Here is a 15512-nt window from a genome sequence, read left to right as displayed (position 1 = left end):
GGCAAGTCCACAGGTGTCGAGCTGTGGCTGCAGCAGCGCGAGTACAACCAAGGCCACGCCGTGCGCGTGGTCAACGCTACCGGAGCGACGTACCACGGCCCTGGCACGTTCGTCACTGCCGAGCCACAGGGGATCGTCTACGCAACCGCTCAGCCCATTGCCTATATGGGCGACCTGCGGCGCCTGGTTGAGGCAACCGAGAATCGCTGGGGCCGTCGTCAGACCTTTGCCCTGGGCCTCTACCTGCCCAGCGATCAAACCGTCGACCTCGGATTCGGCGGTGGCAGCTTGCGTGGAACGGATACTGGCAGTGTTGTGCTCGCCGCAGGGGCGGGGCCGACGGGTGAGTCGGGAGGGTATGTCTACCTGCGCCCCAATGGCTCCGCCAACGCCGCCGGGCAGCTGGCCGTTTACAAGAACGGATTCACGGAGATGGCTGGAGCCCGAATCGGAACCGGCTCGGGCGACGGAAAGGTGCTGTGCGAGCTGTACTCGGAACGCCCTTGGCAGTTCAAGCAAGGCGGGACGGAGGGACAGACCGGGCTGGAGTTGCACGACATTACCGGCGGTAAGGAATTCCGCCTGACGAACGTCGCCAATCCCAACAAGATTGTGTTGAACCCGACCGGAAGCTGGGTCTATGCGGCCGAATTCCGGGGCAAGCTGACGGGCAACGCCGACACAGCCAGCAGGCTCGCGGCACCGCGCACGATCAATGGCACCGCGTTCGATGGCTCTGCCAACATCGTGAGCACGGCATGGGGCGCCTCCCGCAAGGTGACCATCGGGAACACCACCAAGGATGTAAATGGTGGCGTGAACTTCGGGTGGACGCTGAGCGAGATTGGCGCCGGATCGGCCACTGACGTTGCCGCTCGGGTGGCATTCGCGCCCCGCACCCAGGACGGAAGTGCTTGGCTGGCCACCGGCCGCGGATTCAACGTAGCGCCGCTGCGCGGCCTGTATATGCAGGAGACCTATTACGACCGCACCAAGCGCGAGGGCACAGCCACTGTACGCTTCCCGCTGGTCAAGGGCGGCTGGTGGGAGCGGCTGATCGATCGGCCGCACCGCTTTGGTAAACAGAAGGCCCGGTTTGCGCCAGGCGAGAGCTACGCCGGGGTGTGGTGGGGCGCCGCAGCACAGGACAAACTTCGCACCGCCCGCGAGGTGTGGATCGTGGAGGGCATCTTCGACGCCATCGCGCTCCTGCAGCGCGGTATCTGCGCAGTCGCCGCCATGTCTAGCAACGCCTATCCCGAACTGTCCCTCAAGGAACTGAAAGCCGCGCGCCCCGGCGATCTGCCGGTGCTGGTGTGGGGGCTGGACAACGAGCCGGGCGCACGCGCTTACACCGTCAAGCACGCCCGCCGGGCCGAGAAGCTGGGATATCGGTGCTTGGCCGCGCAGATCGAACAGGTGGGCGAGAAGAAGACCGACTGGAACGATCTGCACCTGCGCGCGCAGGCGGCGGAGGACGGCGACGCGCAGTGGCAGGCAGACCTCGACCTGGCACGCCACAACGGTGCCGTGCTGATGGCGCGCACGGCCGTGGATAAGGGACTGGTCATCTACCAGCGCGAGCAGAAGACCGAGTTCTATATCGAGTTCGCCTCGCGTCTGTTCTGGTTCGAGTTCGATGCCGTGCGCTTCGACAAGATGATGCGGGAGAAGAACCCCGACGACGAAGAAGGCACGTTGAGCGATGAGGCTGTCGCCAAGATCCAGCGCGCCTGTGCATCGGTGCAGCAGATGGCCAACTGCTACCCCGAAGCCCTCTATTTCCAGCGCCACGAAGCAACGGACGAAAGCTGGTACTACTTCCGCGTTGACTTCCCGCACGACGCACCGTCGGTCAAGGGCACGTTCACCGGCGCACAGGTGGCCAGCGCTACTGAGTTCAAGAAGCGAATCATCAGCCTTGCGCAGGGCGCAGTGTTCAGCGGCAGCGGCCAGCAGCTGGACCGGATGATGGAAGACCAGCTGTTCAACATCAAAAAGGTCGACACCGTCGATTTCGTCGGCTACAGCCCCGACCACAAGGCGTACATCTTCCCCGACCTGGCCGTGCGTGCCGGCGAGGTGACCCTCGCCAATGCCGAGGACTATTTCGAGTTCAACAAGCTGCGCATCAAAACCACACAGAGGTCAATTCGAATGGACATTCAACGCGATCACGAAAACAACTCCGCCGAATGGCTTGGCTGGCTCTGGACGTGCTTCGGCACGCATGGAATTGTGGCCCTCACGTTCTGGTTCGGCTCGCTGTACGCCAATCAGATCCGCAGCAGTCACAAGTCGTTCCCGTTCTTGGAAGCCACGGGCGAGGCCGGCGCGGGCAAGACCACGCTGCTCAACTTCCTGTGGAAGCTACTGGCCCGCGCCGACCATGAAGGTTTCGACCCGGCCAAGTCCACCAAGGCCGGCCGCGCCCGCGCCATGGGACAGATTTCCGGGATGCCCATCGTGCTGCTGGAAGCCGACCGGAGCGACAGCGGCGATAAGGCACATGCCAAGTCGTTCGAGTGGGACGAACTGAAGGACTACTACGGCGGCGGCACCTTGGCCACGCGCGGCGTGCGCAACGGTGGCAACGAAACCTACGAGCCGCCCTTTCAGGGAACCATCGTCATCAGCCAGAACGCGCCCGTTGACGGCAGCGAGGCCATCTTGACGCGCATCGTCAAGCTGCATTTCAAGAAGCCCAATGCGACCACTGAGAGTCGGCAGGCCGCCGACAACCTCAACGCACTGCCGGTCGAGAAATTGAGTTACTTCCTGCTCGCAGCGCTCAAGGCGGAAACCGCCGTTATGGAGAAGTTCGCCGAGCGCGTGAAGTTCTACGAATCCCGACTGCGCGAGGACAAGGAACTGCGCGTAGAGCGCATCATCAAGAACCACGCACAGATGCTGGCCCTGCTCGATGCGCTGCGGCTGGTGGTCGAACTGCCGGAGCACATGGTGCGCGAAACCCGAGACGCCCTGGTCAAGATGGCCATGCAGCGTCAGGACGCCATCGGCGCCGACCACCGCATCGTGTCCGAGTTCTGGGATGCGTTCGAGTACATCGAGATGCAGGCCAGTGGCGACAAGCGAACCGTGCTGAACCATTCGCGCGATGAAAACCGTATCGCCATCAACCTCAACGAGTTCATTCAGAAGGCCGGCTACTTCGGCCAGCAGGTGCCTGACATTGGCGATCTGCGCAGGCTGCTGGTCGAGTCGAAGCGCCACAAGTTCATCAGCGCCAATACCGCCGTAAACAGCGCGATCCGTTGCACTCAAACGGCCAGCACAACCGTGAAGTGCTGGGTGTTTCAGAAGTAAGACCCGCAGCAACAACAAAGGCCCGGCGGGGAGTGCGCCAACACCGCCCCCAAGGCCATCCACCAACGAAGTTCAGGAGAGAACCATGCAACAGATGACAGGCAAAGCCATGACCACCCTCGCAAAGTCGCTGGATTCCAGCACCGGACCCGGAGCGGAGGCTATCACGGGTGTGCATAACTGTGTGAATGCTACTGACAGCGGAGATTCCGACGCGAGCGCAACGATCACGCTCCACGTCACCCACAACCGGGTGATCGCCACGGCGATGCTGAACATGGGACCGGCCAAGATCGCGCAGTGCGTGTTCGAGCGCCGGAAAGGGAGCAGGAAGGGTTGGGAGCTGGTGAAGGGAACCGACTTCAAAGACGAAACCAGCTGGATTTCGCCCGAGCTTGCCGACCTGGCCAACCGCGTGCCTTTCCCCTACAAAGTGGCCAACATGCTGCCCGGCAAGCGGGCCACGGCCGCTGCCGTAGCGCAGGCCGCGCAGGAGGTGGCCAATGGCTGATTTCGTCGCCCTGCTGGCCATGTGCGTGCTGCTGCCGGTCGCCGGCGCCACCCTGCTCAAGATGTGGCAGACGCGCCCGCCTCGGCGTCGTCATAGCGGTTTGGCCGTGGGCCAGATCCCGCAGCCGCTGCGCCGGCGCGCTGCCATGGCCGTGCGCCGGGGGGTGACCCATGCCTGAACTGATGATCCTCGACCCCGCCAGGCACTGCCCGGACTGCGGCCAAAAGGGTGCCCTCGGCTTCACGAACGTTCCCGCTTCGGTGCGGACGTACACCCGAGAGGACGGCGACTATTCGGACCACAACGGCCCGTCCCGCGACTACGAGTGCCGGAACTGCGGCGCCTCATTCACGCTCACCGGTTGGGAGGAATCCCATGGTTGATATCGACGGCGCCCGCCGGTTCCTCGCCGCTGAGTTCGAGAACGCCGGCCTGCCTCACGTGGCCGGCGACATCCTGGCCGGCACCAGCCCCTTTGGCCAGGGCGCGTACATCGCCGCTGTTGCGGCCGCGCTGACAGCATCTGCTCACGGCACTGCCTGCGCCCTGGAGGGTGATGCGTTCGGGTGGTGGTTGGAAGACGCCGCCGGCATGGGCTACTTCAGTCGAAAGATGCAGCCGGCGGCGCTATACGCGTACCGCACGACACCCGGATACTCGGCGACGGCGGTACCGAAGCGATTCGCGTCGGGGTGATCTGCAAGAGCGAGCGCTTCGCACTGCACGGCCTCAAACACCGGGGCATCACGGACGGCGACAACAAAGCTGCAGGCGGCCACGTTACCGAAACGATGCGGCAGCGCTACGACCATGAACTGCCGGTGGTTCAACCGCCCGGCAGGAGGAACGCACTTGAGCGTGGAACCACGTAATTTTTCCGGCAATTTTTCCGGAGACACGAAAAAGGCGCCGCAAGGGCGCCTAAGTCGTTGATGCAATTGGTGGGCCGTGAAGGATTCGAACCTTCGACCAAAAGATTAAAAGTCACGCGACAACATCATGCATTTCAACTACTTACGCATCTATTCGTTCCGCACCGATGCTCAAAACCGACAGTTGAAATCCTTGAGCCACAAGGGACTCGCGAATTTTGCGGAACGGATTTCCGGCGCCAGTCAGCAGCCTCTCCAAGGCTCACCCCATCCATCCGAATGGCGGATCCTGGTCGGCCTTGGCCAGCCGGTTGCCCCGGACCTTCTCCTGCCACGCCAGTATCATACCCACGTCCTCCCGCAGCCTAGCCTCGTGCCGGGCCACCCACAGCTCGGCCCCTGCCCGGCCCTGCTCGTAGCTGGTGCACCAGCGGAACGGTCCGCCAGGGCCATGCCGATGCCGGTCAAGAGAGGCAATCCAGATCCCGTCGCCTACGCGTTTGGCCATGGCCACCACCCACACCCCGTGGCAGGCGATCACGGTCAGGGGGTCATCCGGGTGGCTGGCTGACCTGGTCGTCCAGTAGAAGTCGGCAGGGAGCGGCATGGCCGGGAGAATACGACCGGCAGTCGCAGATCCTGCGAACGCGGTAGCGACCTGCCTGAATCGTTCGGAATGGTGCCGGCGCGGCGCTGCTCAAGCGCCCCCGGGTTGAGCTGCCTGCGGCCCCGGATCCGGCACAGGCACAATGCCAGTGCCGGCGGCTGGGCACTATCGGGCATTCACCCACTGACGTTCGGGGTTCTCCCTACACCGCCAGCTTCCGGCCGTTACACCAATGCGCCCCCGGCTCGTTGTCGGTTACTCATCACCCAAGAGCCCCATCTCGTCAATGAACTCCGGTCGCCCGATGAACAGGTACTTCGGTCTACCCCCTCCCACCTGGGTCGTGCGCACACGGACTCTGCAGCGCCGGTGACCATTCTCGTGCAGGGTATCAAGTTCCCCTACGGAACGATCCACCTTCCCACGAATGACCTCGCCGCCAGGCAGTCGAACCTCGAATGTGCGCGTGACTGGCAAGACCCCAATAAGCACACCTTCGACAGCATCTTCCTGCTCAACTATGTTGTCGTCCTCCAACCGCTCAACACTTCGAGCAACCTGTTGAAGGTTGCTAAAGCTGAACGTCCTTTGCGTCGTTGCAAGCGTGCAGAGTGCCCCGCTTTGCATGAGTACTTCGGCGAATGCACGCACCTTGGCGATCGCACGACGATCAAGGTCAACAGCAGCCTCCGCCAGTGCGTCGTCTGCTTCAAGGGACGAAGCCTCGAGCAAGAGCTGCGCACGATCTACCGCTTCTTGCACAGTGCCCCCCTCAACTAGCTCGCGGTTACGACCCTCCAACTCGAATCCGAAGGAACCGACGGCAGTGCCCGTGATCAGCATCTCGAAGTCCGGACGATCAGGCAGTGGACCATGATCAGCCAAGATTCCGCGAAGCGATGCTCCCACTGCCGATACAGCATCAGAGAATGCCGACATTGCCTTGGCGCCGAACGACACTGAAATGCCGTAGCTGCCGACAACCGGCGCACCCTTAAAGGTCAGTCGAGATTGGAAGTGACTACCTGGGTCATCTTCGAGCCTCTCATAGAGCTCCCGCAATCGGTACTCTAGTCCCACCCTCGAAAAGACATCGTCCTGACCGACAGATTGCAGAAGCCTATTGACCTCCGCGATCTCGCTTTTTACTGAAGCCCGCTCAAATGCTCTCACGCGGCCACCTCGTTGCCGTTCAGCAGGTTTACGGCGCGCTCATCGAGATCTGGATTTAGCGGGATCTGCAGGAAGCCTTTCCAAGTCCCAACTCGCGTATGACCCCATACGCTAGACCAGTAGGCCGCTAGATTGGCCACCGACTCCGGTTTGCCTCCAAAGTCCACCACATATGCATCGCAGTGAAACTGCGCCTTAGCCAAAGGGCTAAAGAAGAACTGCGGGTTGTTCGCCACCACCGCAGCGCGATCCATATTCGCCGGTGCATGGAGGAATGTGACCACGTCAATATCACCTGGTGGGCGCCCTTCGAGGGTTTCCACGTTCATGCAGAAGCTGCCGTTCACCCATTGGAACCCATCTACGAAACCCAACGCGTGAAGACCTGCCCGGTATCGAAGGAAACCATCAACGATTACTCGCCGCTCTTCAGTCGTAGCAAGACCCGCCACAAAATCCACGACACCAACAAGGTACGGGGATCGCAACCTGGAAACAGGGTCATTCAGGTCGATGGGAGGAAGAAGACCCGCGGCATTCCAACTTGGTACGGCCATCACGACATCCGGTGTCTGAGCATGTGCGCAAGCCCGAACGTTAAGCCAAGTCTCTGAATGCGGCAACCGCTTCACTTAGCAAGAATGCTAACCAAGGGTCTTCGCAGATGTTGAGACAGCCTCGGCAATCTCGTCTACGCTGCGAGGCGGTGCTCGTAGAACGGGTGCCGCTTGTCGTCAAAGATCCGGTACAGCGCAGCCAGGTCGGCCGGATTCGGGTTAAGCCAAGCGTCCACGTGCTCGGGCTTGATGTTGATGATGGTCCGGTCGTGGCCTGCAGCGGCCACCTCGGGCTCCGGGTCGTCGGTGATGGCGGCGAACGACAACAGATCCGGTTCCTTGCCGGCTGGATCCTTCCAGTGCGACCACAGGCAGGCCACCAGCATCGGCTCACCGGTGCGCGGGGTGAACTGCACCACCTGGTTCTTGCCGTCCGGCCCCTCCACGTTCTCGTAGAAGGTATCGACCACCATCAGCCCGTGGGTGTGGCCGAAGGCCGGTGCCCAGAACTTCTCCAGGCTGTCTCGGCGGGCGTTGTAGGTGCCCGGGAAGCGCTGATCGTAGTTGGCCGGCTTCCCGGCGAGCCGGCATTGGTAGCGCATGGGCCTGATCACCAGCTTGCCGCCCTCGGAGACGATCACCGGGGCATACACGCCGGGGAAGATGCGGCTATCGCGGTCCTTCGGCTCGGCGCGCTTCAGGTCGGCCAACTTGGCCAGGGCGCGATCGATCTTGTTGCCGGCGATGCGCACGTCTTCCCGGGCCTTCTTCGTCTCCTTCACCTGCAGCGCGCGCTCGGCGTCGGCCAGGCGCTTCCGGTTGGCGAACAGCTCCTGTTCCAGCACCGCGGCCTCGGCCCGGTTCCACTGCTCGACCTCGGCCCACACTGCCAGCTCCGCCGGACTCGCTCCCGCCCGGAAGGCGTCATCCATCGCCTTTGGGGTCTTGGGCCGCTTCTTCCCCGGATCGTGGGCGTAGAGCGCCGCAAACTCCTGCAGCGACAGCGTGGCGCCGGTCATCCGGACCAGCTTCTGGTAGGCGGCGGTGATCTGGGCGGAGTAGCACATCGGCGCCATCTGGCCGCACCTGCCGTTGGGGCTGCGTGATGGAGGCCTACGGCGTCAACCGAACACGCCGCGGAACAACCAGGAGGGCTTGCTGCTGCAAGTCCAGTGAGGGCGAGCCGAGCTTGACTCGCCCCTGTACCGGCGCGGCGCTGCTCACGCGCCCCGGGTTGAGCTGCCTGCTGCCACAGACATCGCATCACCCAAGGAGGGCGCTGTTGGATCGAGTCTGAAGTACAAGCTGCCAACCGAATTATATCATGAATGAATTGTGAACAATCATAGAGAGGCACTAGGGGGGATTGCCTTTTCAGCCGGTTTACAACACAACCGAAGCATTGTCAGCTGAACTCTGCGCCCGGCTCGAATACAAGACTCTCAAAGCAAGCAATGGACTGATGAGCATATGAAGCAATCGAGGCTGTTTCCCCTAGCAATCGTTACAATCTCCATGATCCTAGCCGCCCTAGCGTGGTGGCACATAAAGAGCCCCGACGCGCCCTCCCTCGTTGCGAGAGACCAGAGCGTCGAGGAAGGCAAAAAAACTGAACCATCTTTTGTCAACGCTACCAAGCTACCGCCGTACGCTCGGCGAGAGGTTGGCAACGCCTTCGTCTTCGTACGCGGATCCGCGCTGAGACCGCCGGGTGATCCGCGCGCGTGGATCGATTCTCTTAAGCCTGCAGCCCAAGCGGGTGATGCCGAGGCTTCCTACAGCATTTATCTGGCACTAATGGATTGCGAAATGTACTTGAAGGCAAGCGCCCCCGAAGAGCTTGCTGAATCCCGATCCATCGGTGCTTCACCTGAATATGAAAAAACGGTCCTTAGAAAGCTCACCGAATGTGAATCACTCGCCCCACTCCAGCACGGAGAAATTGGGCACTGGCTCTCAAAGGCCGCGAGCCAGGGATCAATAGAGGCCCTGGTCGCATACGCCGCCAGTCCAAATGCCATCCTCGGCCCCAATCCAGACAAAGATTCAGATGAGTTCCGCAACTGGCAAAGCAATGTCGCCTCATATCTTAATGAGGCGCTACAGAAGGGAAGCATCGATGCGCTTTCTCAGCTTTCGAACGCGTACATGGCCGACTACGCGCTACCCCGAAATCCGGAGAAAGCGTATGCCACGCAGCTTGCACTAAGTGCAATCAACCCAGATTTCTCCAGTGAGGCCTACCGGAACAGCATCGCCAAAGAGCTAACCCCGGCGCAAATCGCTCGAGCCCGAGAAGAAGGCAGGAAGCTCTTCCAAATCGTTACCCAAGAGAAAAGGACGACTCCATGACATTGCGCAATGCACTCATCACCCTCCTTCTACTGGGCAGCAGCTCAATTGCCCTCGCGCCGTCTGAAGCCGGGCCGCTTACATCTAGATATGGTCCATACACCTGCAAAGGCTGCCTCCTACAGACGCCAATGCCAGATGCAGCCACTCTATCCTTCATTCAGAACAGCCCCGCATTTACGGGCATGGCTCAGGGGAACGTCATTACGATCTGCAGCGCCACCGCTTGTGTTTCATACACAAAAACTGATGGGCGAAACTTTGAGGGTGGCCCGATCCAGACTATTACACAGGGAAATCCAGGCGGTGGTGGTGGCGGTGGGAGCGGCGGCGGTGGGGGCGTTGGCGGCGTCAACCCCGGCGGCGGCTGCTATGGAAATTGCGGCGGCGGTGGCGTCGTAACAGTCGGACCCACAAGCAACCCTGGCGGCGGTGGCGGTAGCGGTGGCGGCGATATCAAGAAGCCCCGCAGTGTCACTAAGAAGCCCCAATAATCTCTGCAATCACATCCAGTGGCACCGCCGCGTAACGCATCAACTCCAGGTCTACTTAGCCAGGACCCGAGGTTCAACTCGTGACCATTGCCATTTACTGCGCCGCAATCGCACTCATAGCTGGATTCTTCGGTGCCTCGCCTGGAAGGGCATTCCTGATGGGAGGCGCCGTCGCCATGGTTTCAGGTTTAATCGCGATCGCTGTTGAAAGAAGATTCAACGAATGGAGCGACATCTACCTAGCTTCCCCCATGGCTCTTATATTTGCCGCGGCTACTGCGGTCATGGCCTTCACCGTGGCAAAGACAAAGCGCTAGATCCCCCCAAGTTCCATCTCTGCTCTCCCTATGCCCCTCATCACGAGGGGCATTTTTCTTAAGCTCTACTGAGAGCTGCCGATGAAGCCGATGATCAGCGAGGAATAGCACATGACCGCCATCTGGCCGCACCAGCCGTCTCCGCGACGTGATGGCGAGCTGTGCTGTCAGTGCCCCGTTACGTCGGCCACCGCGGTCATGCCGAGCTGGTTGAAGACCGCGGCGTTGTCGCTCGAGGGGATCAGCGCGGTACTGCCCGCCGTGTAGAACTGCTGCGGTCCGATCCCATTTCGGTTCGGGCCGCTGATCCGATAGCCGACTGGCACCTGGGTCTGCACCCACGCCCGGCAGGTGATCGCGGCGTACTGCTTCCCTGCTGGTACAACCACCATCTGAGATCCGGCGGACGAGCCATTCACGATGGGGAAGACACGAATGATCTTGAGCGGCTTGCCTGCCGTAGAGAACGACAAGCTGCCATCGTCTCGGAACAGCTCAAACCCGTAGTTCGCCCGCAGGTAGACGCCCAGGTCATAGATCCAGATCGTGCCGGCCACCCTCGTCGGCTGTGACCCAGCGTAGATCCGCAGGAGCCAGTTGCCGCCGCCCTCGTTAACCAGCACAGGCACGATCGGCTTGTCGACGTCACCTGCGATCGCCGCGATGATCGGTGTGCTCGCTTGGAACCTCCTCTCAATCATCCGGGTGAACGCGGGTTGCCCGGGAATCTGATACACCACAGTGCCCGGCTCAGCGAAGTCCAGCCGATGCCGTAGGTGGAAGTTCGGGTAGTCCGGCGAGATTTGCACGTGGGCACCATCGTCGGTCCACGCCTCCATTCCTGCTGGCATATCAGCTCCATCCTATGAATGCGGTGCACGGCACCAGCTGGTAGGCCGGCGCACCGCCGCCGGTCACATCCGCATACCAGTAGACGCGACCATCCCGGTACACCAGCGACGGCTGCCGGCCCTCCCAACCCGGAGGCGGCACGATGCAGTAGAGAAAGTCTCCGGTAGGGACATAGGGAATCGCCACCGACCCGCCGTGATTAGAGTCCGTTCCAATGGACGTCACGAACCCAGCAAGTCGCGTGGTGATATCGATGTCGATGCTTCCGTCATCGTTGAACGTTTGAAAGCCGGCCGGCATAACTCGCCTCACATCAAGTATGAGGGGCAGCCAATGCCGGCTGCCCCACTCCAATCAATCCCAGTTGCCCCAGCGGGCCTTGAGCCGCCCCCAGTCGTCATACGACAGCCAATGGCCGTCTCGGTACTCCGTTCGCCTGCCCTGAGACGGCGAGGAGACACGGAACACGTCTGCGACCACGTCGAACGATGAGACCAAGCCATTCGCCGCCAGCTGGATGCCGCCGATCTTTCCGTCAGCACGAACGTTCACGCCCCACTGAGCGCTGGACTCTGTGCCGCCAGCGCTCCACTGCGGCGGCTGGGTAGTGCCTGCGTCCACCATGCTGAACATCGGGCGGTACATCCAGAAGTACGGGTTGGCTTCGTTGGAGCCACGGATCAGGAACCGGAACCGTGCCGCAAACGCGTTCGGCGGGGCCTTGGCGATGACGAATGGGCGGGGCATCGCGGTCAGAGAAGCCCCAGGGCCGATGCCAGATGGTCCGACCCACGGCGACTGGACGAGACCAACAGAACCGCCGTCCTGGCCTACCCACGTGATTTCCACGAGGAATTGGCAGCGGTGGGTGTTAGCCCACGTAGAGGCGCAGTACGTCTTGCCTGCCTCCACCGGGATGTCGTACTCGGTGCCCCCCCAATGCACATCATCCGGCCCCCACGCCCACTGGAACCCCGCCACCGCCCCTATGCCGTACATGCCGCGAGGGGCCCAGTTCTGACCTGCGCCCCCTGTCGGATTTCCTAACTCGCTGAAATGCACGTTTCGGCCCCACCCCCAACCCGAACGCTGCCAGAACGGGAACGTGCTGTTCGCCAGTAGGTTCCCTGACTGCCCTAGGTTCTTCACCTGCGTCTGCATGTCCACAACAACCGCGGCATCCGCCTTGCCACCAAGCGAGGTCTGGATACCCGTGATCTGTTGCGCCTGCGCCGCCTGCGTCTGCCCCTGCTGCGTGACCTGGGTCTTCAGCTGGTTGAAGCCGCTGGCCGACACATCGCCCACCTGCGTCTTCAGGCTCACCAGGTCCTGCGCAGTCGCGTCCAGCTTGCTGCCCTGCTGGTTCACCGCCGTGGTGAGCCCGGCCGTTGCCGATGCGTTGGCACTGATCAGTAGCTCGTTGGTCACGTCGTAGAACTCGATGCGATCCACCAGCACCACAGCGGTTCCGGTTCCCCGGTTCGTTGCCCACACGTGGGACATTACTTCGGTGCGGTCATCACCAATGGGGTGTTCCAAGGCGAACCGCTGCCAGGCCGTAGTCAGAACGGGGGTCGTCTGGTCGTTGTTGCCCTCGCCCGCCACGCCACCCGTGCGGACCCGGCATCGCGCCGTCAAGGAAATGGAACCCGACGTGGCGCGTGCCACGATGACGGTACGCATGCGCCGTCCAGTGCCCGCCCGGAGTGGAGACCAGGCGCCACGGTTAGCTCGCACCGCTGGGTTCGTCGCTCCCTCAACGTGGGTCATCTGGATCGCGGACCCTACCTGCCCCCCACCGCTTACCCATTCCACCGCTCCGTCAAGCGCGAACGGCTGTGCCGACCCGTCAAAAGCGGAGTTGGTGTTGATGCTATCGCCACGGTTGAAGCTGGCGTTCACCGACGCCGTGAGGTTCGTCAGCTGATCCGCCTGCGCGGTCGCCTTGTTCTCGGCGTTGACCATGCGGGTGGTCAGGCCGGAAACAGCGGACACGTTCTGCGTCGTGACGTTGATCGCCTCCTGACCGCTCGGGCGATACTCCGTGGCCACCAACCCACGCTGGAACTGCACGTTGTCGATTTCGAGCCAGTACGACCCAGCCTGGTCTGCGAACTGCCGGCCCACGTAGACGCGAGCAAGCACCGCGTCACCACGAGAGCGGGCGGGCAGAATCAGCCGCTGCCACTGCCCGGTCATGGCTACTTCCGGCAAGGTCACCGTCCCGAGGACCGTTCCACCCGATGCGTTCATCCACTGAACGTAAAGCTGCGCCTTGGTTCCGACTGAGCCCCTTACCCAGCTGGACAGGGTGTAGTCAGTGGTCGGGTCGACCTTGACGTAGTTGGTGCCAGGACCGGCTCGGTTAAGGCCCACCCAGTCTTTCGTGTTGACGGCCGTCCAGTCGAGGCGCACAGCCTTGCCACCACCGGATAGCGGCGAATCGACGTAGGAGAAGGTCCCACCTACGTCGCTGCGGATGCGTTCCAGGTTCCAACCCGCCGGCGCCGCGGTAGCTACCGTCGCGTCTTCCATGCTGCTGTTCCACAGCAGATTGTCGCCGCCGATGCTGACGATCTGCCCCTCCAGCTTCGTGACGCTTGAGCCGGTGGCCTCGATCTTCCCCTCTGCCGTGGTGACACGTCCGCCGAGCTGCTGAAGCGCCGTTGTGTTCGCGGTGGTCTTGCCAGACACATCGGTCAGATCATTACGCAGCGACGTGATCATTGAGGACTGGGACTCAACCGTCGTGCCCAACTGGCCAACCGTCGCAGTCAGACCAGACACCGCCGACGCCGTGGCACTGAGCGTGCCCTGCAGCTCGTTGGTGCTCGCGGACCATTGCGTAGCCACCTCGCCCTGCTGGAACTGCACGTTGTCCCAATCCATCTGGACCGTGATCGCTGCGCCGTTGTTGGGCAGCGTCGTCCGATAGTAGACACGGGCGAACGCGGCGTTCGCCGGAGCTGCTCGCGGTGTGCTGACGATCCGCCGCCAGGTGTTCTCGTTGTGGGTGAAAACGTCCTGTGCAGCGCTTGCGATTGTTGCCCCGTTCGCATCAAGGAACCAGATGATCAGAGCGGGATTTGCCGGTCCACCTCCATTGCGAACGAACGCGCTGGCCACGTACTTCTGCCCAGGGGTGACCTTGATGGCCTTGTCTGGCGTCCGCGTTTCGATGTACTGCCCTGCAGCCGCTGTGGACACTGCAGCCACCCGCAGCGCCTTGACCGATCCCGCACATGCGGAAGCGGGTACGCGGAAAGACCACGTATTACTTCTTCGACCACGGCGGCAAGCCGCGGCGAGAAACTCCGCTGGGTAAAAGCTACCCGGAGGCCGTTCGCAAGTGGGCGGAGCTTATGGCGACCGAAGCGGCTGTTCCGGAGATCGTGACCTTCCGAGATGCAGCGGCTCGCTACAAGCAATTGGTTATCCCAAAGAAGCGCGCATCAACGGCCAAGGTCAACCTGGCAGAACTGGCGAAGTTGGAGGAGTTCTTCTGCAATCCACCAGCGCCGCTGGCGAAGATCCGGCCGCTTCACGTTCGACAGTACCTGGACTGGAGAACGAAGAACGGGGCGGTGGCCATGGTCAGCGCCAACCGCGAGAAAGCGCTGCTGAGCCATCTGTGGAACAAGTGTAGGGAATGGGGCTTCACCGACGCGGAAAACCCTTGCAAGGGCGTGCGTGGTTACGGCGAAGCGGGCCGCGATGTGTACGTCGAGGACGACGTATACCGGGCAGTGTGGGATGCAGCAGATCAGCCGTTGCGCGATGCGCTGGATCTGGCCTACCTGACTGGCCAGCGTCCGTCCGATGCTCTCAGCATGGATCGGCGAGACGTGCGCGATGGCTTCCTGCATATCAGCCAGAGCAAGACCAAGCACAAGCTACGCATTGCCATCGAGGGCGAGCTGGCCGAGCTGCTGGTGCGCTTCGGCGCTAGGACATTCAAGCGCCGCGGCAAGCAGAAAGGTGCGGTGATCGTGCACACGTCGCTGCTGCTGGATGAGTACGGCCAGCCGCTGAGCAAGGGCCAATTGCGGAGCCGATTCGATGCAGCGCGCGCACGTGCAGGCGTTGCCAAGGGGGCGTTCCAGTTCCGGGACCTGCGGGCTAAGGCAGGAACCGACAAGGCAGACGCGGCGGCAGACATTCGCCAGGCGCAGCGACAGTTGGGCCACTCGTCCGTGGTGATGACCGAGACCTACACGCGAAAGCGCAAGGGCGACCGCGTAACCCCGACGAAGTGATTTTGCGGAAAAGATCGGCGTTTGCGGAAAAACAAAAAGGGCTCCGGATCGCTCCGAAACCCTTCTGTCGCAATGGTGGGCCGTGAAGGATTCGAACCTTCGACCAAAAGATTAAAAGTCTTCTGCTCTACCGACTGAGCTAACGGCCCATTGCACTTCCCCGGCCTTTCGGCGGGGTGGGCATTCTACCCTAC

At 62.0% G+C, this 15512-nt stretch carries 12 protein-coding genes, 1 tRNA gene and 1 pseudogene; 8 read left to right on the top strand and 6 right to left on the bottom strand.

The genetic code is table 11. The annotated features are described in order from the left end of the window. Positions 1-879: 879 nt before the first annotated feature. From AC07M7_RS03830 to AC07M7_RS03810, 5 genes and pseudogenes are all read left to right on the top strand, one after another. Positions 880-3327 carry a toprim domain-containing protein gene (locus AC07M7_RS03830; RefSeq protein WP_495206838.1) on the top strand — a complete coding sequence of 816 codons (2448 nt, stop codon included), beginning with the start codon at positions 880-882 and terminating at the stop codon, positions 3325-3327. Between the two features lie 85 nt (positions 3328-3412). Further along, a complete protein-coding gene (locus AC07M7_RS03825; RefSeq protein WP_495206775.1) occupies positions 3413-3838 on the top strand; it encodes a hypothetical protein in 426 nt (141 codons plus the stop codon). Continuing rightward, positions 3831-4016 carry a hypothetical protein gene (locus AC07M7_RS03820; protein WP_495206774.1) on the top strand — a complete coding sequence of 62 codons (186 nt, stop codon included), beginning with the start codon at positions 3831-3833 and terminating at the stop codon, positions 4014-4016. The genes AC07M7_RS03825 and AC07M7_RS03820 overlap by 8 nt, the downstream gene beginning before the upstream one ends. A gap of 197 nt (positions 4017-4213) precedes the next feature. Further along, the gene (locus tag AC07M7_RS03815; protein WP_495206839.1) at positions 4214-4534 is read left to right on the top strand and encodes a hypothetical protein; all 321 of its coding nucleotides are present in this window, start codon (positions 4214-4216) and stop codon (positions 4532-4534) included. Continuing rightward, positions 4516-4710, top strand: a pseudogene (locus AC07M7_RS03810) (integrase); the annotation flags it as partial. The gene AC07M7_RS03815 and the pseudogene AC07M7_RS03810, both read left to right, overlap by 19 nt. Positions 4711-5572: 862 nt before the next feature. Here the strand turns inward: AC07M7_RS03810 and AC07M7_RS03805 are convergent. The 3 genes from AC07M7_RS03805 to AC07M7_RS03795 form a co-directional block, all read right to left on the bottom strand. Then, a complete protein-coding gene (locus tag AC07M7_RS03805) occupies positions 5573-6490 on the bottom strand; it encodes a hypothetical protein (RefSeq protein WP_495206773.1) in 918 nt (305 codons plus the stop codon). Beyond that, positions 6487-7047: a DUF6932 family protein gene (locus tag AC07M7_RS03800; RefSeq protein ID WP_495206772.1), complete on the bottom strand. Its 561-nt coding sequence runs from the start codon at positions 7045-7047 to the stop codon at positions 6487-6489. The genes AC07M7_RS03805 and AC07M7_RS03800 overlap by 4 nt, the downstream gene beginning before the upstream one ends. Before the next feature lie 134 nt (positions 7048-7181). After that, on the bottom strand, positions 7182-8114 hold the full coding sequence (locus tag AC07M7_RS03795) for an SOS response-associated peptidase family protein (RefSeq protein WP_495206771.1): 933 nt from the start codon (positions 8112-8114) through the stop codon (positions 7182-7184). A gap of 403 nt (positions 8115-8517) precedes the next feature. Between AC07M7_RS03795 and AC07M7_RS03790 the strand changes: the two genes are divergently transcribed. After that, positions 8518-9399, top strand: coding sequence for a hypothetical protein (locus tag AC07M7_RS03790; RefSeq protein WP_428709305.1), 882 nt, complete (start codon positions 8518-8520; stop codon positions 9397-9399). Positions 9400-9973: 574 nt separating this feature from the next. Continuing rightward, a complete protein-coding gene (locus AC07M7_RS03785; protein ID WP_495206770.1) occupies positions 9974-10210 on the top strand; it encodes a hypothetical protein in 237 nt (78 codons plus the stop codon). A 167-nt stretch (positions 10211-10377) separates the two neighbouring features. Here the strand turns inward: AC07M7_RS03785 and AC07M7_RS03780 are convergent, their stop codons facing one another. After that, positions 10378-11061, bottom strand: coding sequence for a hypothetical protein (locus tag AC07M7_RS03780; protein WP_495206769.1), 684 nt, complete (start codon positions 11059-11061; stop codon positions 10378-10380). 355 nt (positions 11062-11416) lie between these two features. Next, complete coding sequence (locus AC07M7_RS03775; RefSeq protein WP_495206768.1) at positions 11417-14278, bottom strand: hypothetical protein; 2862 nt, start codon at positions 14276-14278, stop codon at positions 11417-11419. A 26-nt stretch (positions 14279-14304) separates the two neighbouring features. Between AC07M7_RS03775 and AC07M7_RS03770 the strand changes: the two genes are divergently transcribed. Continuing rightward, on the top strand, positions 14305-15318 hold the full coding sequence (locus tag AC07M7_RS03770) for a tyrosine-type recombinase/integrase (RefSeq protein WP_495206767.1): 1014 nt from the start codon (positions 14305-14307) through the stop codon (positions 15316-15318). A gap of 73 nt (positions 15319-15391) precedes the next feature. Here AC07M7_RS03770 and AC07M7_RS03765 read toward each other — a convergent pair. Continuing rightward, positions 15392-15467: transfer RNA gene (locus AC07M7_RS03765), tRNA-Lys, on the bottom strand. Positions 15468-15512: the final 45 nt, after the last annotated feature.

The sequence above is a fragment of the Stenotrophomonas sp. GW821-FHT09E08 genome (assembly GCF_059416125.1).
The sequence above is the reverse complement of the archived record's forward strand: the minus strand, read 5'-3'. Positions and strand labels throughout refer to the sequence as shown.